Raw genomic sequence first — 24,100 nt, 5'->3', positions numbered from 1 at the left:
TCGCGTTGACTCGTTCCGGTCGATCCGTTAACAGGTCCGTGCACGCCTCTTCAGGTCGCGCCCTCCCCTCGGCGGCCATTGATCTCGCCCTTCGGGCCACCAAGTAGCCAGGCAAGAATTATGAAGACATTCTCTCTCGTCGTTCTCTCTGCCGGGAACGGCGATGCTGTTTGCCGGACAGTCCAGTCGCTGGGAAGCGCGCTTCTTGATGGCTCCCTTCATTGCACCGTTCTTGAGAGCGATGGCGCCTTTTCGGGGCCAGATCAGCCCGGCCTGTCGCACCGTCTTCGTGCGGGCGATCTTGCGTCGGATCTGCGCGCCTGCCTTGCCGAAGCGCCGGGGCACACTGTCGCCGTGCTGGCCGCGGGAACGCAGCTTGAGCCGGGGGCTCTGGCCGCTGTGGCGGCGCTGCGCAGCGGGGCGCATGCCCCGGCCGTCGTGACCTCGGACACGGTGCCCGATTTTGGCGCCCTGCTCGGCCCCCTGCCCTGTGCCACCGATGCGATTTTTGCGGATCTGGAGGTGTTTCTGAGCGCAGGCCCCTGGTGGCCCGACACCACCGGCGAAAGCTTCCGCCGCGCCGTGCCAAAGCTTCTGGATGCCAATGCCCGGATCGTTGCCTCGGTGTTGCCGCTCGTCACCGCGCAGCCCCCCTCCGCCCGCGCCGTCGACGATCTGGCGCTGCTGCGCGCGCTGTTCCCCGAGGTTGCGCTCACGGCCGCCGATGCAGAGCTGCTTGCGCAGATCCTGGACGGCACCGAGGCGCGCGAGGCCGCCGCCCTGACGGCGCGGCTGCGCTCTCCCCGGCTCAATATCGCGCTCGCGCAGGCGCTCGCAGCAACGGGCCGCGATGAAGAGAGCCGGGCCCTTTTTGCCGGTGTGAACTGGGCCCGCGGGCCGGTGCGCATTGTCCACACCGCCTCCGGGCGGATGCGCCCGCCACTTTTCACCATTCTCATCGCCACGTTCAACGCCGCCGAAGATCTGCCCGCCACCCTGCGCTCGATCGCGCTTCAGGCGCGCGAGGATGTCGAATGCATCGTCATCGACGGCGGCTCGCGCGATGACACGCTCGAGGTTGTCGCCGAATGGCCCCATGTCGTCAGCCAATGCTTCAGCCAGCCCGATGACGGGCTCTATGATGCGCTCAACAAGGGGATCATGCTGGCGCGCGGCACGCTGATCGGGATCGTCGGCGCGGGAGACTGCTTCCTGCCGGGCGGGCTTGATGCCGTTGCCAATGCGCATTTCCGCGACAACAGCGACGTTTACGGCGGCGGCACGCTGGAGCTGCGCGCCGATGGAACCTTGCACCAGCGCCGCGACGAGCCCTGGGGGCTCAATGCTTTCGTCAGCGGCGGCCCTGTCGGGCACAATGCCATGTTTGCCACCCGCGCCGCCTATGATGCCGTGGGCTTTTTTGGCCGCACCTACCCGATGGCCGAAGACACGCGCTGGATGCACCGCGCGATCCGGGCCGGGCGCAGCTTCACCTATGTGCCGCAGCCCGTGACCCTGTTCCCGCTCACCGGCATGTCGAACAGCAACCCCGAGGTGGTCTGGCAAGAAGCGCACGGGCTGATCAAACAGAACTTCCCGGCAATTGATCTGGAGCGCGAAGACGCGCTGGCGCTGCTCTTTGCGGCGCGGGCGTGGAAACCGGCAGAGGTCGTGGCTCCGGTGATCCGCAAATATGATCACCTGCCGCTCAACATTTCTGTCGGGGCCGCGCTGGCAGCGCAAAACGTGCCGCTGGAAACGATGCTGGAGATTTTCGACGGCATCAAATGGGACGAACTCGCCCCGCTTTATCGCCGCAACGGGCTGCGTTTCCTCGGCGCGACCCTGCCCGAGACCCCGCTGATCTCGATGGTGCTGCCGTCCTACAATGTCGGCAAGTATCTCGGCCACACGCTCTTCACGATCCTGAGCCAGGATTTCGAGAATTTCGAAGTTATCGTCGTTGACGATGGCGGGCCGGATCACACGCTGGCCGTTGCCCGGGCCTTTGCCGCGCTCGACGGCCGGGTGCGGATCTTGTCGCAAGACAATGCCGGGCTTGCGGGGGCACGGCTGGCCGGGCTTGGCCTTGCCCGCGGCAAATACGTCTGGTTCATCGATTCAGACGATCACCTGCGGGAAAACTGCCTTGGCCGGATCGCACGCGTGCTTGAGGAGGAGGTGCCCGATGCCTTCAAGGTCAATTACGCCTTCATCGACGAAAAAGGCACGATCCGCAACGAAAGCCTGACCGCGCCCGAAATTGCGGGGATGGTCTGGCGGCCGCGCCAATCCGAAGAGCTTTACGGGCGCATTGTCGGGGGCAGCGCCCAGACCTGGCGCTTCATCGTGCGCCGCGACCTGATCGCCGCGCATGGCCTGACCTTCCCGGTCGGCTATTATTACGAGGATCACCACTTCGCCCTGTCGCTGGTGCATGCGGTTGACACCATCTATCTCGACCCGGTCGTGAGCTACTATTACCTGCAGCGCTCGGACTCGATCATGGGGCAGCGTTCGCGCCGGGTGTTCGAGTTCCTGCACATCCGTCGGCTTTGCCTTGATTTTCTGGAGGAGCATGGGCTGCGGCACCAGATGCCGAGCATTGCGCTCACCTATATCGTGCCGGCGTTCTTCGTGAATGCGGTGCTCGATGACGAGATGAAGCCCGAGTTCCTCGCGGCGCTGCTCGACGACATGACCGATGCCGAAGCGCATCACCTGTGCCGCTTCGGCGGCGGGGCGCAGTTCGATCTTTTGAATGATCATGCGCCGGGCTGGGTCGAAAAGATCACCGCACGGGCGTCCTGTGCGAAATTCGCCCCGCTGCTGAGCCTGCAAAGCGACAATTGCATTCCCTCCACGCAGATCGGCGAAACCTTGCACCCGCTTTCGCAAACGCTGAAACAGCATCAGGTGATCGGCCTGTGGCAAAGCGAGGATGGCACCTGGCTCTCCGGTGCGCCCGCGGCCTTCGCCTGGAGCGATCAGCGGGACGTGATCGTTCGGGTCTGCCTGCGCGGCATGAAGCGCCCGGTGTTCCAGATCAATGTGCGCAACATCCTGCCCGGTCAGGTGCTGTTGTGCGAAACGAAACGCTACATGGCGAGCTTCCCCTGCATCGACACCGATATCTCGAAGCGGCGCACGATCGTCTTTCCGCTCGACACCTCCGAGCAGGACGCGATCATCCATATCCGCGCCATGCTGAGCTCGACCATGCAGGGGCGCGATCTTGGCTTTGTGGTCGAAACCATTGATGTCTTTGACGAAGATCTGGGCCGGTATCTGCCGCCGCCCACGCGCTACGCGCAAACCCCCGCCTTGCTGGCCGGCAAGGAGAGCAGCACCAGCGCGCTCAAGGTCGATGTTCGGGTCCGCCACGACAACCGGCCCTATGTCGTGGTCGGGGAGCGCTCCGATGTGGCAGGGTATTTCGTGTTCGAGCGCGGCACCGGGCAGATCCGGGTTGGCACCGGCAGCTCCATCGGCAGCAACTGCCTGCTGATCTGCACCCAGCCCGGCGGCATCACCATCGGCGACAACACGATGCTGTCGTGGGATGTGGTGGTGATGGACAGCAATGCCCATTCGCTGGACCGGATCATGCGCGAAAACGATGCCGATGACTGGCGCATCGGGGTGGTTCAGGGCCGCATGGGCGCCTATAAAACCTGGCATGACGTGACCTCCGCCCCGATCCGCATCGGCAACGGGGTCTGGGTCGGCTTTGGCGCCGTGATCATGAAGGGGGTGACCATCGGCGACGGGGCGGTGATCGCCTCGCATTCGGTGGTCACCAAGGATGTTCCGCCCTATGCGGTTGTCGGCGGCAACCCGGCAAAGATCCTGTCGCGCCGCGATGAGATCCTTGAGGCCGAGCAAGCCCGCGCCGCGGCCCGCTTTCCCGACCTGCCGATCCCCGAGGTGGTGATCGACCGGAGGCGCACATGAGCGCGCTCACGATCCCGCGCGCGGCGCTCATCACCGGGGCCGGCGGCTTCATCGGCGGGCATTTGTCGCGCTATCTCAGCGCGCGCGGCTGCGAGGTGCGCGGCATCGGTCACTCCGCGATGTCGCGCGAGGAATGCGCGGCGCTCGGCATCTCGAAATGGTATTCGGGCGGCATCGGACCGAGCGCGCTGAAAGAAACCTGTGCGGGCGCGGAGATCATCTACCATTGCGCCGGAAGCGGCTCGGTGCCGCTGTCACTGCAAGAACCGATGACGGATTTCCGCAGCAATGTGGTGGCCACCGCCGATGTGCTCGAGTTTTCCCGCGAGGCGGGGGGGATTCCGGTCGTCTATCTGTCCACCGCCGGGGTCTATGGCAAGGCCGATAAAATGCCGATCTGCATCGACGATCCGTTCCGCCCGGTGTCGCCCTATGGCATGAACAAGCTCACCGGCGAGGCGTTGATGCGGCAGTATGGCACCTTCTTCAACGTGCCCGGAACCATCTTGCGGCTGTTCTCGGTCTATGGCGAGGGGCTGCGCAAGCAACTGCTGTGGGATGCCAGCCAGAAGCTGCACCGCGGCGACCAGACCTTTTTTGGCACCGGCAACGAAACGCGCGACTGGATTCACGTCTCCGACGCGGTAACGCTGATCACGCGGATCGGTGCCTGTGCCAGCCCGCAGATGCCGGTCTTCCACGGCGCCAATGGCGAGGCGGTGCGCATCCGCACGGTGCTGGAGCGCCTTGCCGCCTGTTACGATGTGCCAACGCCAATCCAGTTCAACGGTCAGGGCCGCCCCGGCGACCCCTCCGATTACCACGCCGACGTAACCGCATCGCTGGCGCTCGGCTGGCAGCCGGAGGTTGCGCTGGACGATGGCATTGCCTGCTTTGCCGACTGGTTTCGTCGCGACATGGCCGCGACCTCCATGGCAGCTCCAATTCCGAGAGGCAGATTGTGAGAACTATCGCGATTCCCTTCGAACTCAGCGAATCCTGGATGGGCGGGGCCTATTACATCCGCAATCTGGCCTCGGCGATGCGGCTTCTGCCTGCGGAGGAACAACCCTATCTTGTGCCGATCAGTGAACGCGCTGACTCGGTGCAGTTCCTGCGCGAAAGCGGCTATCCGCATATCGGCTGGGTGAGCCCGACCGAATTCGAGGCGCTCGCCAAGGAAAAATGCGTCGATGCGGTTTTCCTGCATCCGATCGCGGGTCAGGCGGCCCGCACCATTTCGTGGATTCCCGATTTTCAGGAACTCCATCTGGGCTATTTTTTCGCCGATGACGAAATTGCGCGCCGCCGCGATCACCATCGTCGGCGCTTTGCCACGGCCGGGCTCGTGGTCAGCTCCGAAGACGTGCGCAAGGATGTCAACACGTTCTACCCCGGCGAATGCGCGAATGTCTCCGTGGTCCGCTTTGCCAGTTTTGACACCCCCGGCGCCGAGACGCTCGAGACCCTGCGCCAGCGCTATGATCTGCCCGAGCGTTATGTGTTCTGTGCCAATCAGGTCTGGGTGCACAAAAACCATATCGTGGTGATCCGCGCGGTGGCGTTGCTCAAGGCGATGGGCATCGATGTCACCGTGGTCTTCACCGGCAACGAAGACGATTACCGCGTGGCGGGTTATGCTGGCTTCCTGAAATCTCAGGCCGAGGAATGGGGCATCATGGATCGCGTGCGGTTCTTGGGCTTCATTCCCCGCAGCGATCAGCTCGGTCTGATGCAAGGCTCGCGCTACATCGTGCAGCCCTCGCTCTTCGAGGGCTGGTCGACGGTGATCGAGGATGCAAAATCTCTGGGCAAATTCATCGTGGCCTCCGATCTTGCGGTGCACAAGGAGCAGCTGACCGAGGCCTGTGCGTTCTTTTTCCGGCATGATCCTTTGGCGCTGGCCGAGGTGATGGCGCAGATCGAGCACCAGGACCGGGCGGGGGCCCTGCCGGCGCGGGCAAGCGATTATGATGAGGCCCGGCGCCGCTTCGCGCGCGATCTGATGCAGGCCGTGGAGCGGTTCCTTCCCGCAGGCGGCGAGGTCGATACCGCCGCGGTCCTGTCGCGGATGCGGGCGCTCTCGGAGGCGAACCTCGCGCGGCTTGCGCAGACACCGCAGACCCCTGCCCCTGCCTCCGCCCCCAAAAAATCGGTCGACCCCGCCGCGGCGAAAGCCGCCGCCGCCGCGACCACCGCGCAGGCAATGTCGAATTTCGCAACCATGCCGAAATCGGTGCCGAAGGGGCTCACGATCAGCCTCGACGACCGCGGCGAAGCGCTCAAGATCCTGATGATCTTCACAGAGCGCGCGCTGATGCTGAACCGGAAATACGACAAGTTCCTGCTCAAGTTCATTCTGAACGCCGGGCAGTATCAGGTCGAGCTGCGCGAAAGCAGCATCGTGCCGCCCATCGTCACCGACAAAACCAGTGACGGCAAGGACAGTTACGGGCATTTTCTGCGCATCCCGCTCAGCAGCACCAAAGCGGGCGCGCCGATGACGGGCACGGTCTCGAACCTGTCCGAAGCGGTGATCGCCGATATCAATGCGATGATCGAGGGCGGGCTTGTCACGCTGCGCGAGAACATCCGTGACAAAAAACTTCAGCCCTCGTCGTTTCTCACCACGATCGCGGCGGGCGCGCGGTTGTCGCGCGCCACCTGAGCCCAGCCCTTGGTCCCGCCGCCCCGGCACAGCCGGGGTGCCGGCTCATTCGGCGGCGATTTTGATCCCCAGCATCGGCGCGAGATAGCGCCCGGTGTGGCTCTCGGCCACACGCACCACCGCCTCGGGCGTGCCCTCGGCAACGATGCGCCCGCCCCCGTCGCCCCCCTCGGGGCCGATGTCGATGAGCCAGTCGGCCGTCTTGATCACATCAAGATTGTGCTCGATCACCACCACCGTGTTGCCCTGATCCACCAGCGAATGCAGCACTTCGAGAAGCTTGCGCACATCCTCGAAATGCAGCCCCGTGGTCGGCTCATCAAGAATGTAAAGCGTGCGCCCCGTGGCGCGGCGGGAAAGCTCCTTGGACAGCTTGACCCGCTGCGCCTCGCCGCCCGAGAGCGTCGTCGCCTGCTGGCCAACCTTGATATAGCCCAGCCCCACCTCGACCAGCGCATCCATCTTCTCGCGGATCGAGGGCACCGCCTTGAAGAACTCCTGCGCATCCTCGACCGTCATGTCGAGCACATCGGCAATCGACTTGCCCTTGAACTCCACCTCCAGCGTCTCGCGGTTGTAGCGCTTGCCCTTGCAGGTCTCGCATTCCACATAGACATCGGGCAGGAAGTGCATCTCGATCTTGATCACCCCGTCGCCCTGACAGGCCTCGCAGCGCCCGCCCTTGACGTTGAAGGAAAACCGGCCCGGCTTGTAGCCGCGCGCCTTGGCCTCGGGCAGGCCGGCAAACCAGTCGCGAATATGGGTGAAGGCACCGGTATAGGTGGCCGGGTTCGAGCGCGGGGTGCGCCCGATCGGGCGCTGGTCGATGTCGATCACCTTGTCGAGGTGCTCGAAGCCCTTGATGCTGTCGCAAGGCGCGGGCGTCTCGCGCGCGCCGTTCAAGCGCATCGCCGCGGTCTTGTAGAGCGTCTCGATCGTCAGGGTCGATTTGCCGCCGCCCGAAACCCCGGTCACGCAGACAAATTTGCCAAGCGGAAAATCGACCGTCACATCCTTGAGGTTGTTGCCGCAGGCTTTTGAAATGGTGAGCTTCTTGCCATTGCCCTCACGGCGGAGCGCCGGCACGTCGATGGCGCGGGTGCCGCTGAGATATTGCCCGGTGAGCGAGGCGGGATCGGCGGCGATCTCCTCGGGCGTGCCGCGCGCCACCACCTGCCCGCCATGCACCCCGGCGCCGGGGCCAATGTCGAACACGTAATCGGCATGGCGGATCGCATCCTCGTCATGCTCCACCACCAGCACCGTGTTGCCCTGATCACGCAGGTTCTTGAGCGTGCCAAGAAGCCGGTCATTGTCGCGCTGATGAAGGCCGATCGAGGGCTCGTCGAGCACGTAAAGCACGCCCGTCAGCCCGGAGCCGATCTGGCTCGCGAGCCGGATGCGCTGGCTCTCGCCCCCCGACAGCGTGCCCGCGGCGCGGCTCAGCGTCAGATAATCAAGCCCCACATTGACCAGAAAGCCGAGCCGCTCGCGGATCTCTTTCAAGATCGCGCGGCCGATCTCGTTTTTCTGCGCGCTCAGGCTCTCGGGCACGGAGCCGATCCAGCGATGCGCCTCGCGGATCGACATCTCGACCACCTGACCGATGTGCAAGCCGCCGATCTTCACCGCCAGCGCCTCGGGCTTCAGCCGGTAGCCGTTGCAGGCGCCGCAGGGCCGGTTGTTCTGGTAGCGCTCCATCTCCTCGCGCGACCAGGCAGAATCCGTCTCTCGGTAGCGGCGCTCCATGTTCGGGATGATGCCCTCAAAGCTGCGGCTGACCTCGTAGACCCGCCCGCCCTCATCGAAGCGAAACTTGATCTGATCCTCGCCCGACCCGTAAAGAAAGAGCCGCTGCACCTCCGGGGCGAGGTCTTTCCACGCCTTGCGCTTGTCAAAGCCGTAGTGCTTGGCCAGCGCGTCGATGGTCTGGGTGAAATAGGGGCTTTTCGACTTGGCCCAGGGCGCGAGCGCCCCCGCCATCAGGGTGAGCGACACATCGGGCACAACCAGCCGCTCATCGAAGAACAGCTCCACCCCAAGCCCGTCGCAGACCGGGCAGGCGCCGAACGGCGCGTTGAACGAAAACAGCCGCGGCTCGATCTCGGGAATGGTGAAGCCCGAGACCGGGCAGGCGAATTTTTCCGAGAATGTGATGCGCTCGGGCTCCTTGCCCGCCTCGGTCTCCGCGCCGGTCAGCGCCTCTTCCCAAAGCGCGATGCCGTCGGCAAGGTCGAGCGCGGTGCGCAAACTGTCGGCAAGCCGGGTCTCGAGCCCGGCGCGCACCACGATTCGGTCCACCACCACATCAATGTTGTGGCGGAATTTCTTGTCGAGCACGGGCGGCTCCTCAAGGTCATAAAAGACCCCGTTCACCTTCACGCGCTGGAACCCGGCCTTGCGCCACTCGGCAAATTCCTTGCGGTATTCGCCCTTGCGGTCGCGGATCACGGGGGCGAGCAGGTAGCCGCGCGCGCCCTCGTCCATCGCCATCACCCGGTCGACCATGTCCTGCACCTGCATCGCCTGAATCGGCAGGCCGGTGGCGGGGCTGTAGGGCGTGCCCGCGCGGGCAAAGAGCAGCCGCAAATAGTCGTAAATCTCCGTCACCGTGCCCACCGTCGAGCGCGGGTTCTTCGACGTGGTCTTCTGCTCGATCGAGATCGCGGGAGAAAGCCCCGAGATATGGTCGACATCGGGCTTGCCCATCATGTCGAGAAACTGCCGCGCATAGGCCGAAAGGCTCTCGACATAGCGGCGCTGCCCCTCGGCATAGATCGTGTCGAAGGCGAGCGAAGACTTGCCCGAGCCGGAAAGCCCGGTGATCACGGTCAGCGCATCGCGCGGGATGTCGAGATCGACCCCCTTGAGATTGTGCTCGCGCGCGCCCCGCACTTCGATGAATTTCTGCTCGGCCATATCTGCCCCCGTTCAAAGCCCCCCATAGATAGGGGGGCGGCGCTGAGTCTCCAACGGGAATTTGCGAACAGATCAGGAACTTTTCACCCCTGCCCGCGCTTTGCACCACCCCGCCCAAGGCGTTGCCCGGATCGGTGGCAGGGCGCTTCAGTTATTCACTTCTTCGCATATTTATAGCAAAAACGCTTGAACCTCGGGCCGGTTTGGCCCCATGAAACAGCGCGGTGCCCCTCCCCGGTGGCAACAGGAAAGGAAAGCCAGATGTTCAACTTTCTGCGCCCCTCGGGCGGTGGTGGTGGCGGTGTCGAGCGGATCGACCCGCGCGAGGCGGTGAGCAAGGTCGCCAAGGGCGAAATCGTGCTGATCGACGTGCGCGACGGGATGGAGCTGCGCGCCTCGGGCAAGGCCAAGGGCGCGCTGCATGTGCCGATGGCCGCGCTGAAGATGAAATGCGATCCTTCAAGCCCGGAATGCCTGAAAGAGCTCTCGCTCGACAAGCCGGTGGCGCTTTACTGCGCCTCGGGCGCGCGCAGCCAAGGCGCGGCGCAGATGCTCGCGGCAATGGGCTACAAACATGTCTACAATATTGGCGGGCTCTATGACTGGCACGCCGCGGGCGGCCCGGTGATCCGGTAAAAGAAGGGGGCGCTGCCCCCTCTTGGCCTGCGGCCAATTCACCCCCGGGATATTTGCGCAAAGTCGAAGGCAAGATCGGCTCTGCCTTCGACTTTGTAAAAATATCCCGGGGGGAGTCCGAAGGACCGGGGGCAGCGCCCCCCTTTGCCGTTCGCGATCAGAGCGCGCGCCAGCCGATGTCGCGGCGGCAAAACCCTTCCGGCCAGTCGATCGCATCGAGCATCTGATAGGCGCGCGCTTGCGCCTCTTGCAGGCTCGCGCCCCGCGCGGTGACATTGAGCACACGGCCCCCGGTGGCGATGAGCTTGCCCTCTTTCAGCGCCGTGCCAGCATGAAAGACCATCCGCGTCGAGCTTTCCGCAAGCGCATCCAGCCCTTTGATTTCGCTTCCCTTTTGATAGGCGCCCGGATAGCCCTTCGCCGCCATCACGACGGTGAGGGCGTGATCCTCTGCCCAGGTGGCCGAAAGCCCCGCAAGCCGCCCTTCGGCACAGGCCTGCAGCAGGTCGAGCGCCTGCGCACCGAGCCGCAGCATCAGCACCTGACATTCCGGGTCGCCAAAGCGGACGTTGTATTCCACGAGCCGCGCCCGGCCCTGATCAATCATCAGCCCGGCATAGAGCACACCTTGGAACGGCGTGCCGCGCGCGGCCATCTCGGCCACGGTCGGGCGAATGATCTGCGCGAGCACCTGCGCCTGCAGGGCCTCGCTCAGCACCGGCGCGGGCGAATAGGCGCCCATGCCGCCGGTGTTGGGGCCGGTATCGCCCTCGCCCACCCTTTTGTGGTCCTGCGCGGTGCCGAGGGGGAGCACATCCTTGCCATCGCAGAGCACGAAGAAGCTCGCCTCTTCCCCCGCCATGTATTCCTCGATCACCACCTCGGCGCCCGCCGCGCCAAAGGCGCCGCCAAAAATCTCGCGCAGCCCCGCCTCGGCCTCCGCAAGCGTCATCGCCACGATCACGCCCTTGCCCGCGGCAAGACCATCGGCCTTGACCACGATTGGCGCGCCACAGGCGCGCACATAGTCAAGCGCCGGATCAAGCGCCTCAAAGCGCGCCCAGGCCGCCGTGGGCGCGCCACAGGCATCACACACTTCCTTGGTGAAGGCTTTCGAAGCCTCCAGCTGCGCCGCCGCCGCCGAGGGGCCAAAGGTCAGCACGCCCGCAGCGCGCAGCGCATCGGCCACGCCCGCCGCGAGCGGCGCCTCGGGGCCGATGATCACAAAATCAATGGCGTTTTCCGCGACACAGGCCAGCACGGCGGCGGCATCGCAGGGGTCGATCTGCGCCAGATCGGCGATCTGGCCGATCCCGGCATTGCCCGGCGCGACAATCAGCCGGTCGCATTTCGGGTTTTGCTTCACCGCCCAGGCCAGCGCATGTTCGCGCCCGCCGCTGCCCAGAATGAGAATGTTCATCGCGCGCTCCCTCTTGGCCCTTGGCCTCGGCTTTCGGGCCTTCTAAGGTTTCGCAAACCCGCAGGCAAGGCGACATGGACATTCTCGAAGACGGACCGGGCCCGCATGGCCCCTCGAATGCGCATGATTACACCGTGTCGGAGATTTCCGGCGCGGTGAAGCGGATGATCGAGGGCGAGTTTGGCCGGGTGCGGGTGCGCGGCGAGGTGGGGCGCGTGAGCCGCCCCTCCTCCGGGCATCTGTATTTTGACCTCAAGGACGCGAATGCCGTGATGGCGGCGGTGAGCTGGAAGGGGCAGGTCGCAAAAATGCAGATCCGCCCCGAAGAGGGGATGGAGGTGATCGCCACCGGGCGGATGACGACCTTTCCGGGACAGTCGAAATACCAGCTCATCGTCGATGATGTGGAGCCTGCGGGCGCGGGCGCGTTGATGGCGATGCTGGAGGCGCGGCGCAAGGCGCTGGCGGCCGAGGGGCTTTTTGACGCCGCGCGCAAGCGGCCCCTGCCCTATCTGCCCGAGGTGATCGGCGTTGTCACCTCCCCCTCGGGGGCGGTGATCCGGGACATCCTGCACCGGCTGCGCGACCGGTTTCCGCGCCGTGTCCTCCTTTGGCCCGTCGCGGTGCAGGGGCAGGCCTGCGCGCCCGAGGTGAGTGCCGCGATCCGCGGCTTCAACGCGCTTGCGCCGGGCGGGCCGGTGCCGCGGCCCGATCTGATCATCGTCGCGCGCGGCGGGGGCTCGCTCGAAGATCTTTGGGGCTTCAACGAGGAAGCGGTCGTGCGGGCCGCCGCCGAGAGCCGGATTCCGCTGATTTCGGCGGTGGGCCATGAGACGGATACGACGCTGATCGACCATGCCGCGGACCGGCGCGCCCCCACCCCCACGGCGGCGGCCGAGATCGCGGTGCCGGTGCGGGCGGAGCTCGCCGCGCGGCTGAACGATCTGGAGGCGCGCAGCAAACGCGCGCTGCTCGCCCGCCTTGACACCCGCCGCCAGCGGCTTTCCGACCTTGCCCGCGCACTGGGCCGCCCCGATGCGGCGCTGCGCCCGAAGCGGCAACGCTTTGACCTCACCGCCGACCGGCTTCTGCCCGCGCTTGAGCGCGTGGTGGTGAAGAAACGCGCGGCCTTTGCGCCGCTTGCCGCGCGCGTGACGCCGCGGCTGTTGCAAAGCTACCTGCGCCATGAGCGCGAGCGGCTCGGCCAGCTGTCCGCGCGGCTCCTGCAAGCACCCGGCGCGCGCTTCGCCACGCTCCATGACCGGCTCGACCGGCTGGAGCGGCTGCGCCTCACGCTCGGCTATACCGAAACGCTGCGGCGCGGTTATGCGGTGGTGCGTGGCCCGGGCGAGACCGTGCTGACCACGGCCAAAGAAGCGGCCCGCGCAGGCGCGTTCGAGATCGAATTTGCCGATGCACGGCTGGCTGCCGCGACCGCAGAGGCGCCGCCCGCCGCCGCTGCGGTGCAAGAGCCCGCGCCAAAGCCGAAGGCCAAGAAAAAAGCCCCGCCGGAGCAGGGCTCGCTGTTCTGAGGCTCAGACCCCGATCTCGGGGCCGGGGCAATTGAGCGGCTCGGTGCTTTCGCGCAGGGACACCAGCGGCTCGCCGTCCTGCCGCCCCTCGAACCAGGCCACAAGCCCCTCAGGCCCTTGATGGAAGGTCCAGCACTGCAGCCCGACAGTGGGCTCATGATAGTCAAAGCAGATCTGATCGCCTTGTGCGAACCAGTCCCCCTCCTTGCACTCCCCCTCGGCAAAGGCCCAGACGACCTTGTGTCCGGGGCGGTATTCCTCGATCCCGTAGACCTCGCCCTCGGCGGAATAGGTGATGGTCTTGCCCAGCGTCAGCGCCCCGAACTGCTCTGCGGTGAGCGGGGGGCCGAGATCTTGCGCCCCGGCAAACGCCGGAGCCACTGCGAGGGCAAAAACGAGCACAAGGGATCTGGGGCGCATCGGGGTCTCCTTTCGCCCAGAATGCCGCAAAGCGGGCGCGGCGCAAAGCCACGGCTGCGTGAGTCACGCTTGCGGCGCGGGCGCCACTTGGGGCGCGGCCTCGGCCTTGCGCAGGCCCAGAACGCGCTCGTCCATCATCGCGCGCCACTTGCCCGGCACAAGCGCAAGCGTTGCCATCACCCGCAGGCTATGGGGCAGGATCGGGCGCCCGGGCGCCGCGATATCGCCCAGTTGCAGCGCCGGATAGGGGCGCATCGGATGGGCGTGATGGTCAGAATGGCGCGGCGCATTGAGCATGAAGAGCGAAGAGAGCGTCTCTGTCGCATCCCAGCTATGCGCCTCGCTCACCGGCTCATATTGGCCCGGTGCGATCTGGCGGCGCATCAGCCCGTAATGCTGCACGTAATCGCTGAGCAAAATCTGCATCTGCGCATAGCCGCACAGCGCCAGATAGGCGAAGAGCCCGCCCCAGCCGAAAAACAGCACCGCCCCGATCACGCACCAGGAGCCCCCCAGCAGGTAGAGCACATAGGGGTTGAGCGCGGCGATGCGCTTTTTCAGCCCCGGTTTCGGCCCGAGCGCCGCCTTGCGCTGCGCGGCGCGCGCCGTTTCGATCTCGAGCCCGGCCCTGAACCCGCCGATCCACGCGCGCGGCGCATAGGCCCAGAAGCTTTCGCCAAGCGTGGCGGTGGCGGGGTCTTGCGGGGTGGCCACAGCGGCGTGGTGCACCAACCGATGCGCCGAGACATGATGGCCGAAAAGGAGCGTGATATAGACCCATTTGCCAAGCGCAAAAAGGCTGCGCTCGGCGCGGTGGATCAGCTCATGCGCATTGGCATTCGAGACCTGACCAAACCAGATCCCGGCGGCAAGGAAGAGCGCGATGCGCGACAGCACCCCGGTGCCGGCAAAGCCCGCAAGCGCGCCCACAACAATCATCAAAAGCCCGAAATGGGCGATGGCGAGCGCCTTGGAGAGCGTGTCGGCGCTCGGGAATGCGGCGCCCTCGGGCGCATCGGGTGCGGGCTTGGGCAAGCGCCGGTCGACAAGGTCGATGCCAAGCAGCACCCACGCCAGCGCGAGCAGCGCCCAGACCCCGCCAAAAAGGGCCGAAAACAGGATCAACACCAGGGGCGCAAAGGTAACGAGCGCAAAGCGGTCCACCCCCGGCACGGTGCGGCCGAGGCCCTTGAGCCCCTTCAGCGCGGTGACAAAAGTGGCAAAGGGCAGTTCCTTGGGCGTGTCGGTGGGCTTTTCTGTCATGGGGAGATCTCCGGCAGCGATGGGTCCGACTTTGCCTTTCCTTAGCGGCAAATCGGCCCCGCGGGGGGGGTGACGACTTGCCGCGCCGGTGGTTTTGTGGCTCGATGGGCGGATGGATGCCCTTCCTTTCGCCGCCGTGCCTTTTTTCTGTGCTGCCCTTGCTCTCGCGCTCTGGCAAGGGCGCGCCTTTGTGCTGGCCGCGCCAAGCTGGCGCAAATCCGCGGTCAAGACCGGGGCGGTGGCCGCCCTCGCCGCCGGGCTCGCGGTCACGGCGCCCGAGGGCCCGGCGGCGCTGATCCTCTGGGGGCTCATCGCCGGGGCGGCGGGCGATCTGGCGCTCTCGCGCCCCGGAGCGGGGGCTTTCCTGATCGGCATGGCGGCCTTCGCGCTCGGCCATCTCGCCTATGGGGCAGCGTTTTTCGTGCTCGGCTCCGGCGCACCCCCGCTTTATCCAGCGCTCGCCGTCACGGGGCTCGCGGCTCTGGCGGCGGTCTTCATCGCGCCGCGGGCGGGGGCGCTTGTGCTCCCGGTGCGGCTCTATGTGGGCGTGATCTGGGCGATGGTGCTCGCCGCCCTCACCGTGGCCGACCCGCGCCTTGTGGCGGGCGCGCTCCTGTTCATGGCCTCGGATTTCCTTCTCGCGCTTGCACTCTTCGTGCTGCCCGAGGGGCGCTGGCAGCGGCGTGCGAGCGTGGCTGTCTGGGCGCTTTACTGGCCCGCGCAAGCGCTGATTGCAGGCAGCGCGCTCGGCTGAGCGGGCTTGACCCTTTCCAGCCGCGCCCCGATCCGTTAGGGATCACTGAAAATGGAGGCCCCGATGTCGTTCTTCAACAAGCTCAAATCGCGGCTCACCCGCTCCTCCTCCAAGCTTGAGGAGGGGCTTGACGCGCTCGTGGCCGAGGCTCCGGCCGCGCCGGATGATGCGATCACGCCCGAAGCGGAGGCCCCGGCCGCGCCCGCCCCGGCGCCGCAAGAGGCGCCCGCAGCGGAACCGGAGGCGGCCCTTTCCCCGGCACCTGAGCCCGAACCCGAACCCGAGAGCGCCTTTGCCCCCGCGCCGCAACCCGAGCGCGGACCCGAACCGGAACCGACGCCTGAACCAGAGCCGGAGCCGGTTCCCGAACCCGAACCGCTTCCCGAGCCGGAACCGGCGCCAGAGCCCGAAGCTGAGCCGGAGCCGGAGCCGGAGCCTGAAATTCCGCCCGCGCCGCAACCCGAGGCCGAAAAACGCGGCTTTTTTGGCCGTCTGATGGGGCGCGGTGGCGCCGAAGCGGAGCCGGAGCCCGAACCGGAGCCCGCTCCTGCCCCAGAGGCGCCTGCCGCCCCCGAGCCCCCCGTCGCCGCGCCCGAAGCCGCGCGGCCCGGCTTTTTTGGCCGTATCGCCGGGCGGGCGGATGTGCCGCGCCGGGTGCTTGATGACGAGATGCTCGAAAGCCTCGAGGAACTGCTCATCGCCGCCGACATGGGGGTGGAGACGGCGCTGCGCGTCTGCGCCAACCTCGCCGAGGGGCGGATGGGGCGCAAGCTCTCGGTGCCGGAATTGAAGGACCTTCTCGCCACCGAAATCGCCCGGATCATGGACCCGGTGGCCAAGCCGCTGCCGCTTTATGCGCGCAAGCCGCAGGTGGTGCTGGTCGTCGGCGTGAACGGCTCGGGCAAGACCACGACCATCGGCAAGCTCGCCTCGCAATTCCGCGCCGCCGGCAAGAAGGTGGTGATCGCCGCGGGCGACACGTTCCGCGCCGCCGCCGTCGAACAGCTCAAGGTCTGGGGCGATCGCGCGGGCGTGCCGGTGCTGACCGCGCCCGAGGGCTCGGACCCCGCCGCCCTCGCCTTCGACGCGCTCAAACGCGCAAGCGAGGATGGCGCAGATCTCTTGATGATCGACACCGCCGGGCGGCTGCAAAACCGCGCCGACCTGATGGAAGAGCTTGCCAAGATCGTGCGCGTGATCCGCAAGATCGACGACAGTGCGCCCCATAACACGCTTTTGGTTCTGGATGCGACGACCGGGCAAAACGCGCTCGCGCAGGTCGAGGTGTTCCGCAAGATCTCCGATGTCTCGGGGCTGGTGATGACAAAGCTCGACGGCACGGCAAAAGGCGGCGTGCTGGTGGCATTGGCCGACAAGTTCGGCCTGCCGATCCATGCGATCGGGCTTGGCGAGCAGATCGACGATCTCTCCCCCTTCGACCCCGAGGAATTTGCCGCCGCCCTGGTCGGCATCGAGACCGAATAGGAAGGGGGCACGGCGCCCAATTCGACACAAAGCCGAAGACCAGCCTCTGTGCGCTTCGACTTTGCTGAAATATCCCGGGGGGAGTCGCGGCACGCGACGGGGGGCAGCGCCCCCCTCCCCGTCAGATCAGAGAAAACCCTTGCTCGACACAATCAACGCCATTTCCGGCACGCCCACCGGGCATCACGTGGCGATCGGCCTCGCGCTGATGGCGGCTTTTCTGCATGCGCTTTTTGGGGCGTTGCAAAAGGGGCGCCATGATCCCTGGATCAGCCGCGGCGTGATCGACGCGTCCTACGGCATCATCGCCGCGCCGTTCGCGCTTTTCGTCGTGCCCTGGCCCGAGCCGCAGATGTGGCCGATCTTCGCCGTCGTCGTACTCGTCCATATCGGCTACAAGCTCGCACAGGCCGCAAGCTATACCCGCGGCGCCTATACGGTGGTCTATCCGGTCGTGCGCGGCACCGGGCCGCTTTTCACGGTGATCGGGGCGGGGCTTCTTTTCTCCGAGCATTTCACCCCCGGTCAATGGGGCGGTGTGGCGCTTCTTGTGGGCGGCATCTGGGGGCTCGCGCTTTACAACCTGCGCACCCTCACCGTGGGGCGCGAGACCATGGTTTCCGCGCTCGCTCTGGCGGTGCTGACCGGCGGCTTTGTCGCCGCCTATACCACAATCGACGCCTATGGCATCCGCGCCACGCCGAACCCTTTCACCTTTTTGGCGTGGTTCTTCTTTCTTGATGCCTGGTTCATGCCGCTGATCACGCTGCGGCGCTGGCGACACATTCCCGCCGCCGATTGGCCGGATCTGGTGAAAAAGGGTGTCATCGGCGCGATCGTTGCCTATTTCTCCTTCGGCGCGGTGATGATGGCAACGCGGCTGGACCGGGTTGGCGAGGCGGCGGTGCTGCGCGAAACCTCGACGGTCTTCGCCGCGCTGATCGGCTGGCTTGTGCTGGGCGAAAAGGTCGGGCCGCGGCGCACCGGGCTGATGGCGCTGATCGCGCTTGGTGCGGTGGTGGTGGAATTTGCGGGCGACCGCTGAGGGAGGACGATATGGGCGAGAAAAAACCCGTGGCACCCGCGCTGAAGACCGCGCTCGACTTTGGCCCCCTGCTCGTATTCTTTGCGGCCTTCTTCCTGCTGAAGGATCACCCGGTCACGCTCTGGGGGCAGAGTTACGGCGGTTTCGTGCTCGCCACGGCGATCTTCGTGCCGGTTCTGATCGCGGCGATGGTCGCGCTGCGGGTTCTGACCGGCCGCCTGGCTCCGATGCAGATCGCCACGCTCGTGCTTGTGGTCGTGTTCGGCGGGCTCTCGATCTGGTTCAATGACCCGCGCTTTTTCAAGATGAAGCCGACGCTGATCTATCTGTTGTTTGCCACCCTTCTGGGGTTTGGGCTGCTGCGCGGCAAACCCTGGCTGCAACTGGTGATGGACGGCGCGATCCCGATGCAGCCTGCCGGCTGGGCGATCCTGACAAAGCGGCTCGTGGCATTCTTCCTTTTTCTCGCCATCGCCAATGAAGTGATCTGGCGCAATTTTTCCGACACGGTCTGGGTGAATTTCAAAACCTTCGGGCTGCCGGTGCTGCTGATGGCATTCTTCGCGGCTCAGGCGCCGCTGTTTTCGCGCTACGCCCCCGAGGATGAAAAAGACAGCTGAGCCCCGCTCAGATGACCGGGCTTGCTGGGTATTTCGCTCCGCTGACGCGGAGCGACCCGCCGGGGGCTCCGCCCCCGGACCCCCGGGATATTTAGGCAAAGTCGAAGGTGGGGGCCTCATGGGAGCGGCGGGGCAAGCCCCGAGCAACATCGGTGGGGCCAGCCAACAAAGATCCTCCGCAGACCCGTTTGCCCAATTCCCCTTCGACTTTGTGAAAATATCCTGGGGGGTCCGGGGGGCGAAGCCCCCCGGCGGGTCGCCTCGGCCCTGCCGAGGCGAAAGCACGGTTCACTCAGGCTGGCAGATCTCGCAGCGCAAGATTGCCAGAAGCGTGCGCGCGACCAGACCCGCGATCACCGCAACGAGCACACCGAGCAACCCTTCCGCCATCCACAGATGCACCATCGAGCCGGTCAGCTCTGCATAAAGGAACGTGGCGATCGTCAGCGCGGCGACCGGGAAGCTCAGCGCCCAGAACGACATTGCGAAGGGCAGCCGCAGGATCCTTGGCACTTGCACCGCCACAAGCGCGGCGAAGACATAGGCGAGCGACAAAAGCACATGGCCCATCGCATCGACCTGAGCCCCCTCCCCCATCGTCAGCCGCACCCAGGCGATGAAAGCCACCGCAGGCGGCGCGATCATGATCACCAGCGTCGGCTGCAGCCGTCCGGGGAGCGGGTCGTGAAACACCAGACGGTTGAAAACGAGCGTGAGCAGGATCACCCAGAACATCATCCCCGCCGAAAAGAACAGCCACGAGATCTCCGTGAATCCAAGCCCCGCGCCCGCCACCGGCACGATCACATTGCCCACCGCCGGGATGAACCAGGCCGGGTTCAAATGGCCATGCAAAAAGCTGCGCGTGCCAATCCAGTTCGTCACCACGGCAAGCGTGAGCCCGCCCTGCAGCGCCGTTCCCAGCGACCAGAGCGCGAGCGCTGCGGGTCTGGAGACAGTCATCAGCCCGATCGACATCAAGAGCATCGAGACCGAGATCGTCGGGAAGAACGACAGCCGGACCGGATGGTGCCACTCGGCATGCACGGCGTGCCAATGTGCTGCCGCCTTGGCAAGATAGACCAGCGAGATCAGGACAAAGATCCCCGCCGTCAGCCCAAGCATCCCCTGATAGGGCAAAGGCCCGAGGCCGAGCGGGGCACAGGCGGCGCGCAGCGCCAGCGCCAGCCCGCCAAAGCCCATCGTGGTGGCGTAGAAGGTGATCGGAAAATGCGCCAGCCGGCTTTCGCGCTGCGGCGCCGCGGTGGGGGTCTCTATCATGAGGCGACCTCGATTCCGTAGGGGAGCGGGCCCGGGTTTGCACCGGGTCCGCCGTCTGATTGGTTCTGAAATCGGCCCGATTCTGCGCCCCGTGCACCGGAGGCGGCAGAACCGCCCCCCGCCGCAGCGGGGCAGACCGGACCGACGCAAGCAACAGCACAGCCGCTGCTTTGTCCGCGTTATAACATTGCGATTTCTGCATACAATAAAAGAAGCATCATTCAGACATATTGACGCAAGGACGCTGTTTCACTGTCAATCTGGCCTGACATGACATATGTCAAAATAGCATCTGAGACATGTCTTACCCCCGCCTCAGCCCACCCCATCGGGAAATCGGAGCCAGCATGCGACTGACGACTCGGACAAACCTGGCGATGCGCACCTTGATGTTCTGCGCCGTGAATGGCGACCGGATCGTGCGCAAACACGAGATCGCCGAAGCGTGCAACGCCTCGGAAAACCATCTCGCACAAGTGGTCAACACGCTCGCCCAACGCGGCTTTGTCGAGACCCAGCGCGGCCGCTCGGGGGGCCTGCGTCTTGCGCGCGACATGGATCAGATTGGCGTTGGCGAGGTGTTGCGCACGTTTGAGGCCTCGCTGCCCTTCGTCGAATGTTTCGATTGCGAGACCAATTCCTGCCCGCTCTCGGAGGCCTGCCGGTTCCGCGACGCGCTTGGCGCGGCGGTTGAGGCCTTCTATTCCGCGATGGACAAGCACACGCTTGGCGACATGGTGCGCGACAATGGCGCGCTTGAGCATTTGCTGCGGGTCGCGGGCGGGCCTCGGGTCGGGCTTTGCGGCAGCCCGGCGCGCAAACGCACCGGATCGGCCTCTGAGCATCCGGCCAATCTCGACGCCTGAGCCCGTCAACGCGCGCCCCGCCCGGACAGGTTGCGGCACGCGCGGGCGCGGCGCCCCCTCCCCCCAGCCATTGTCTGCGGTTTTATTTTCTGACCAAATTGCAATGGTTTGCGCTAACAATAGCTTCGCAACGTGGCTTTTGTGCCGGCCTCACGCGATGTCACGCGTCTGTCATTCATAGTGAATTGACCATGTGTCCAGTTCGGGCTAGCTGCGTCATAGTGTCGCCACAATCTCAGCGCCCCGTGACGGGGCATGGTGACAGGTATGAGGCAAAAAATGCAAGATGGTCTGCAGATGGGCATGAGCTCGACCCAGCGTCAGGACGGCGTTCAGGCGCAACAATCCAAACCCGCTTCGGTGCAGCAACAGGGCGCCAGCACGAAGCCCGTGCAAGCCGGGGTGAAAATCACGGACTGGGCCTCGATCTGAGCCCGTTTCACGGACCCGCTCCCTGCGGGTGTCCGGCGCGCTGTCAAACCAGCGCCGCAAAACGAATGTGAGCTGCACACCACCCAAATCTGGTGTGCAGAATGGCCCGTGCAAAAACGCAACGCAGAACGCAACGCAGGCGGCGGAAAGCCGAAACGCTTTTCCTTTGCGACACAACAAAAGGCCGCCCCGGAGCACCGCGGCGGCCTTTGTAATTGCCTTGTGGTCCGGCGTGCGCCGGAGAAAGGCTGGCGCGGCGCGCCAGCCCTGAGGCCTCAGCCCACCAGCTCGAGGCCGGAGAAGAAGTAGGCGATCTCGACCGCGGCGGTTTCCGGCGCATCCGAGCCATGCACCGAGTTTTCGCCCACGGAGAGCGCGAATTCCTTGCGGATGGTGCCGTCGGCGGCGTTCGCCGGGTTGGTGGCGCCCATCACTTCACGGTTCTTGGCAATGGCGCCTTCGCCTTCAAGCACCTGCACCACGACCGGCTCGGACGCCATGAATTCGCACAGCTCGCCGTAGAAGGGGCGCTCCTTGTGCACTTCGTAGAATTTGCCGGCTTGCTCGAGCGAGAGCTTGATGCGTTTTTGCGCAACGATGCGCAGGCCCGCTTCCTCGAATTTGGCATTGATCTTGCCAGTGAGGTTGCGACGAGTGGCATCGGGTTTGATGATCGACAGCGTGCGTTCGATGGCCATGAGGGAGAGCCTCTTTGGTTGGGGACCGGAAGCGCCCTGAGGGCCCGCCCACCGGTCGGGAAAGGTCTTGCGCCTGCTAGCATGGGGCAGAGGCGTTGAAAACCCCCGTGCGACTGCCGTTTTGGCCAGTCCGTGCGACAATTGCGCAAAGAAATGTGGCTATGGTCAATGAAACGGCCCGCTCCGCCGGGTCCGGCAGATCCACGCCGGCATTGACCTTGCGGCGCGCCTCGGGCACAGGCAGGGAATGCTCACGCTCGACGCCATCACCTATGCGATCGAGGGCCGCCCGCTTTTTGAGGCCGCCTCGGCGCGCATCCCCACCGGCCACAAGGTCGGCCTCGTCGGCGCGAACGGCGCCGGCAAGACCACGCTCTTTCGCCTGATCCGGGGCGAGCTTGCGCTCGAATCGGGCGAGATTTCGCTGCCTGTGCGCGCGCGCATCGGCGGCGTCGCGCAAGAGGTGCCCTCCTCCGCCACCAGCCTGATCGACACGGTGCTGGCCGCCGATACCGAGCGCGCGGAGCTTCTGGCCGAGGCCGAAACGGCGACTGACCCCGCCCGCATCGCCGAGGTGCAGACCCGGCTTGCCGATATCGACGCCTGGTCGGCGGAGGCGCGCGCCTCTGCCATTTTGCGCGGGCTTGGCTTTGATGCAGAGGCGCAGCGCCGCCCCTGCTCGGATTTTTCCGGCGGCTGGCGGATGCGGGTGGCGCTCGCGGGCGTGCTCTTTGCCCAGCCCGACCTGCTCTTGCTCGACGAGCCGACGAACTACCTCGACCTTGAGGGCGCGCTCTGGCTGGAGCAATATCTGGCCCGCTATCCGCACACCGTGATCATCATCTCCCACGACCGCGATCTGCTCAACCGTGCCGTGGGCTCGATTCTGCATCTGGAACACCGCAAACTCACGCTCTGGCAGGGGCCCTACGACCAGTTTGCCCGCCAGCGTGCGGCGGCGCGCGCGAACCTTGCCGCGGCGGCGAAAAAGCAAGAGGCGCGGCGCGCGCATCTGCAAAGCTTCGTGGATCGCTTCAAGGCCAAGGCCACCAAGGCCGCGCAGGCGCAGGCGCGGGTGAAGATGCTCGAAAAGATGGAGCCGATCACCGCCCCGGAAGAGGCGGCAAAACAGGTCTTCACCTTCCCGGTGCCCGAACAACTCTCGCCGCCGATCATCACGCTGGATGGCGCGGCGGTGGGCTATGGGGAAAAGCCCGTGCTGCGGCGGCTCAACCTGCGCATTGATCAAGATGACCGGATTGCGCTTCTGGGCCGCAACGGCGAGGGAAAATCGACGCTCTCAAAGCTGCTCGCCGGCAAGCTCGAAACCTGCGAGGGGCGGATTGCGCGGTCTTCCAAGCTGCGCATCGGCTATTTTGCGCAGCATCAGGTGGATGAGCTCGACCTTGGCGCCACGCCGCTTTTGCACCTGCAACGCCTGCGCCCCGAGGAACATCAAGCCAAGCTGCGCGCCCGGCTTGCCGGCTTTGGCCTGCTTGCCGATCAGGCGGAAACCGAGGTCGGCAAGCTCTCGGGCGGGCAGAAGGCGCGGCTCTCGCTGCTTCTGGCCACGCTCGATGCGCCGCATCTGCTCATTCTCGACGAACCGACAAACCACCTCGATATCGAGAGCCGCGAGGCGCTGGTGGAGGCGCTCACCGCCTATTCGGGCGCGGTGATCCTTGTCAGCCACGACATGCATCTGCTCTCGCTGGTCGCGGACCGGCTCTGGCTCGTGAAAGGCGGCGCCGTCGCCCCCTATGCCGCCGATCTTGAGGCTTACCGGGCAGAGCTTCTGGCGGGCGACCCCGAGGAAAGGGCCGCCGCAAAACCGGCACCGAAGGAAAAGCCCGCCCAGCCCTCACGCGAAAAGATCCTTGCCCTGCGGGCCGAGGCGCGCAAATGCGAGGAGCGCGTTGAAAAGCTCTCCGAGATGCTCGCCAAGCTCGATGAAAAGCTTGCAGATCCGGCGCTTTACGAGACGGAGCGGGCAACAGAGCGCAACAAGTGGCTCCTCAAGCATGCCGAGGCGCGCGAGGCGATGGGCCGCGCCGAAGAGCTGTGGATGGCGGCGCTCGAGGCGCTTGAAACAGCGATGGCAGGCTGA

The 24,100-nt window shown here is 65.6% G+C and carries 17 protein-coding genes and 2 pseudogenes; 13 read left to right on the top strand and 6 right to left on the bottom strand.

Translation table 11 applies throughout. The features are described 5' to 3' along the window. Window positions 1-120 precede the first annotated feature (120 nt). The 4 genes and pseudogenes from ACFSM0_RS08795 to ACFSM0_RS08780 all read left to right on the top strand — a co-directional run. Window positions 121-2,205: pseudogene (locus ACFSM0_RS08795) on the top strand (glycosyltransferase); the annotation flags it as partial. 1,500 nt (window positions 2,206-3,705) lie between these two features. Then, a pseudogene (locus ACFSM0_RS17740) lies at window positions 3,706-3,954 on the top strand (LbetaH domain-containing protein); the annotation flags it as partial. Then, complete coding sequence (locus tag ACFSM0_RS08785) at window positions 3,951-4,919, top strand: NAD-dependent epimerase/dehydratase family protein (protein ID WP_377389416.1); 969 nt, start codon at window positions 3,951-3,953, stop codon at window positions 4,917-4,919. The pseudogene ACFSM0_RS17740 and the gene ACFSM0_RS08785, both read left to right, overlap by 4 nt. Continuing rightward, window positions 4,916-6,622 carry a glycosyltransferase gene (locus tag ACFSM0_RS08780; protein ID WP_377389414.1) on the top strand — a complete coding sequence of 569 codons (1,707 nt, stop codon included), beginning with the start codon at window positions 4,916-4,918 and terminating at the stop codon, window positions 6,620-6,622. Before ACFSM0_RS08785 ends, ACFSM0_RS08780 begins: the two co-directional genes overlap by 4 nt. Window positions 6,623-6,667: 45 nt before the next feature. Here ACFSM0_RS08780 and uvrA read toward each other — a convergent pair whose 3' ends face one another. Continuing rightward, on the bottom strand, window positions 6,668-9,541 hold the full coding sequence (gene uvrA / locus ACFSM0_RS08775; RefSeq protein ID WP_377389411.1) for an excinuclease ABC subunit UvrA: 2,874 nt from the start codon (window positions 9,539-9,541) through the stop codon (window positions 6,668-6,670). 261 nt (window positions 9,542-9,802) lie between these two features. Between uvrA and ACFSM0_RS08770 the strand changes: the two genes are divergently transcribed. Beyond that, window positions 9,803-10,177: a rhodanese-like domain-containing protein gene (locus tag ACFSM0_RS08770; protein WP_377389408.1), complete on the top strand. Its 375-nt coding sequence runs from the start codon at window positions 9,803-9,805 to the stop codon at window positions 10,175-10,177. 157 nt (window positions 10,178-10,334) lie between these two features. Here the strand turns inward: ACFSM0_RS08770 and purD are convergent, their stop codons facing one another. Further along, window positions 10,335-11,597, bottom strand: a complete 1,263-nt coding sequence (gene purD, locus ACFSM0_RS08765) for a phosphoribosylamine--glycine ligase (RefSeq protein ID WP_377389405.1) — start codon at window positions 11,595-11,597, stop codon at window positions 10,335-10,337. Between the two features lie 74 nt (window positions 11,598-11,671). On the opposite strand from purD, the gene xseA reads away from it, so the two are divergent. Beyond that, window positions 11,672-13,129: an exodeoxyribonuclease VII large subunit gene (gene xseA / locus ACFSM0_RS08760; RefSeq protein ID WP_377389403.1), complete on the top strand. Its 1,458-nt coding sequence runs from the start codon at window positions 11,672-11,674 to the stop codon at window positions 13,127-13,129. A 3-nt stretch (window positions 13,130-13,132) separates the two neighbouring features. Here xseA and ACFSM0_RS08755 read toward each other — a convergent pair whose 3' ends face one another. Both ACFSM0_RS08755 and ACFSM0_RS08750 read right to left on the bottom strand, forming a co-directional pair. Beyond that, window positions 13,133-13,549: a hypothetical protein gene (locus ACFSM0_RS08755; RefSeq protein WP_377389400.1), complete on the bottom strand. Its 417-nt coding sequence runs from the start codon at window positions 13,547-13,549 to the stop codon at window positions 13,133-13,135. A 63-nt stretch (window positions 13,550-13,612) separates the two neighbouring features. Next, window positions 13,613-14,812 (bottom strand): alkane 1-monooxygenase, encoded by a 1,200-nt coding sequence (locus tag ACFSM0_RS08750; RefSeq protein WP_377389398.1) that lies wholly within the window; start codon window positions 14,810-14,812, stop codon window positions 13,613-13,615. A gap of 112 nt (window positions 14,813-14,924) precedes the next feature. Between ACFSM0_RS08750 and ACFSM0_RS08745 the strand changes: the two genes are divergently transcribed. The 4 genes from ACFSM0_RS08745 to ACFSM0_RS08730 all read left to right on the top strand — a co-directional run bounded on the left by ACFSM0_RS08745 (window position 14,925) and on the right by ACFSM0_RS08730 (window position 18,716). After that, the gene (locus tag ACFSM0_RS08745; RefSeq protein ID WP_377389395.1) at window positions 14,925-15,566 is read left to right on the top strand and encodes a lysoplasmalogenase family protein; all 642 of its coding nucleotides are present in this window, start codon (window positions 14,925-14,927) and stop codon (window positions 15,564-15,566) included. Window positions 15,567-15,629: 63 nt separating this feature from the next. Beyond that, entirely contained in the window at window positions 15,630-17,051 is a 1,422-nt protein-coding gene (ftsY, locus tag ACFSM0_RS08740) for a signal recognition particle-docking protein FtsY (protein ID WP_377389392.1), read from the top strand. A gap of 139 nt (window positions 17,052-17,190) precedes the next feature. Beyond that, entirely contained in the window at window positions 17,191-18,096 is a 906-nt protein-coding gene (locus tag ACFSM0_RS08735; RefSeq protein WP_377389389.1) for an EamA family transporter, read from the top strand. Between the two features lie 11 nt (window positions 18,097-18,107). Continuing rightward, window positions 18,108-18,716, top strand: coding sequence for an inner membrane-spanning protein YciB (locus tag ACFSM0_RS08730; RefSeq protein WP_377389386.1), 609 nt, complete (start codon window positions 18,108-18,110; stop codon window positions 18,714-18,716). A gap of 288 nt (window positions 18,717-19,004) precedes the next feature. Here the strand turns inward: ACFSM0_RS08730 and ACFSM0_RS08725 are convergent, their stop codons facing one another. Continuing rightward, a complete protein-coding gene (locus ACFSM0_RS08725; RefSeq protein WP_377389383.1) occupies window positions 19,005-19,997 on the bottom strand; it encodes an SLAC1 anion channel family protein in 993 nt (330 codons plus the stop codon). Window positions 19,998-20,344: 347 nt separating this feature from the next. On the opposite strand from ACFSM0_RS08725, the gene ACFSM0_RS08720 reads away from it, so the two are divergent. Then, window positions 20,345-20,863, top strand: coding sequence for an RrF2 family transcriptional regulator (locus ACFSM0_RS08720; protein ID WP_377389381.1), 519 nt, complete (start codon window positions 20,345-20,347; stop codon window positions 20,861-20,863). Between the two features lie 279 nt (window positions 20,864-21,142). Next, the gene (locus ACFSM0_RS08715; protein WP_377389379.1) at window positions 21,143-21,295 is read left to right on the top strand and encodes a hypothetical protein; all 153 of its coding nucleotides are present in this window, start codon (window positions 21,143-21,145) and stop codon (window positions 21,293-21,295) included. Between the two features lie 275 nt (window positions 21,296-21,570). On the opposite strand, the gene ndk is transcribed toward ACFSM0_RS08715, so the two are convergent. Next, window positions 21,571-21,993, bottom strand: coding sequence for a nucleoside-diphosphate kinase (ndk, locus tag ACFSM0_RS08710; RefSeq protein WP_097070160.1), 423 nt, complete (start codon window positions 21,991-21,993; stop codon window positions 21,571-21,573). A 247-nt stretch (window positions 21,994-22,240) separates the two neighbouring features. Here ndk and ACFSM0_RS08705 point away from each other — a divergent pair, with 247 nt between their 5' ends. Beyond that, window positions 22,241-24,100 (top strand): ABC-F family ATP-binding cassette domain-containing protein, encoded by a 1,860-nt coding sequence (locus tag ACFSM0_RS08705; protein ID WP_377389375.1) that lies wholly within the window; start codon window positions 22,241-22,243, stop codon window positions 24,098-24,100.

Source organism: Rhodobacter lacus (assembly GCF_042683065.1).
Taxonomy (GTDB): domain Bacteria; phylum Pseudomonadota; class Alphaproteobacteria; order Rhodobacterales; family Rhodobacteraceae; genus Rhodobacter; species Rhodobacter lacus.
The sequence above is the reverse complement of the archived record's forward strand: the minus strand, read 5'-3'. Positions and strand labels throughout refer to the sequence as shown.

Excerpts from the sequence above, each read along its gene's own strand:
- ACFSM0_RS08785 (WP_377389416.1), top strand. The coding sequence starts at position 3,951 with ATGAGCGCGCTCACGATCCCGCGCGCGGCGCTCATCACCGGGGCCGGC.
- uvrA (WP_377389411.1), bottom strand. The coding sequence starts at position 9,541 with ATGGCCGAGCAGAAATTCATCGAAGTGCGGGGCGCGCGCGAGCACAAT.
- ACFSM0_RS08770 (WP_377389408.1), top strand. The coding sequence starts at position 9,803 with ATGTTCAACTTTCTGCGCCCCTCGGGCGGTGGTGGTGGCGGTGTCGAG.
- purD (WP_377389405.1), bottom strand. The coding sequence starts at position 11,597 with ATGAACATTCTCATTCTGGGCAGCGGCGGGCGCGAACATGCGCTGGCC.
- xseA (WP_377389403.1), top strand. The coding sequence starts at position 11,672 with ATGGACATTCTCGAAGACGGACCGGGCCCGCATGGCCCCTCGAATGCG.
- ACFSM0_RS08755 (WP_377389400.1), bottom strand. The coding sequence starts at position 13,549 with ATGCGCCCCAGATCCCTTGTGCTCGTTTTTGCCCTCGCAGTGGCTCCG.
- ACFSM0_RS08750 (WP_377389398.1), bottom strand. The coding sequence starts at position 14,812 with ATGACAGAAAAGCCCACCGACACGCCCAAGGAACTGCCCTTTGCCACT.
- ACFSM0_RS08745 (WP_377389395.1), top strand. The coding sequence starts at position 14,925 with ATGGATGCCCTTCCTTTCGCCGCCGTGCCTTTTTTCTGTGCTGCCCTT.
- ftsY (WP_377389392.1), top strand. The coding sequence starts at position 15,630 with ATGTCGTTCTTCAACAAGCTCAAATCGCGGCTCACCCGCTCCTCCTCC.
- ACFSM0_RS08730 (WP_377389386.1), top strand. The coding sequence starts at position 18,108 with ATGGGCGAGAAAAAACCCGTGGCACCCGCGCTGAAGACCGCGCTCGAC.
- ACFSM0_RS08725 (WP_377389383.1), bottom strand. The coding sequence starts at position 19,997 with ATGATAGAGACCCCCACCGCGGCGCCGCAGCGCGAAAGCCGGCTGGCG.
- ACFSM0_RS08720 (WP_377389381.1), top strand. The coding sequence starts at position 20,345 with ATGCGACTGACGACTCGGACAAACCTGGCGATGCGCACCTTGATGTTC.
- ACFSM0_RS08715 (WP_377389379.1), top strand. The coding sequence starts at position 21,143 with ATGCAAGATGGTCTGCAGATGGGCATGAGCTCGACCCAGCGTCAGGAC.
- ndk (WP_097070160.1), bottom strand. The coding sequence starts at position 21,993 with ATGGCCATCGAACGCACGCTGTCGATCATCAAACCCGATGCCACTCGT.
- ACFSM0_RS08705 (WP_377389375.1), top strand. The coding sequence starts at position 22,241 with ATGCTCACGCTCGACGCCATCACCTATGCGATCGAGGGCCGCCCGCTT.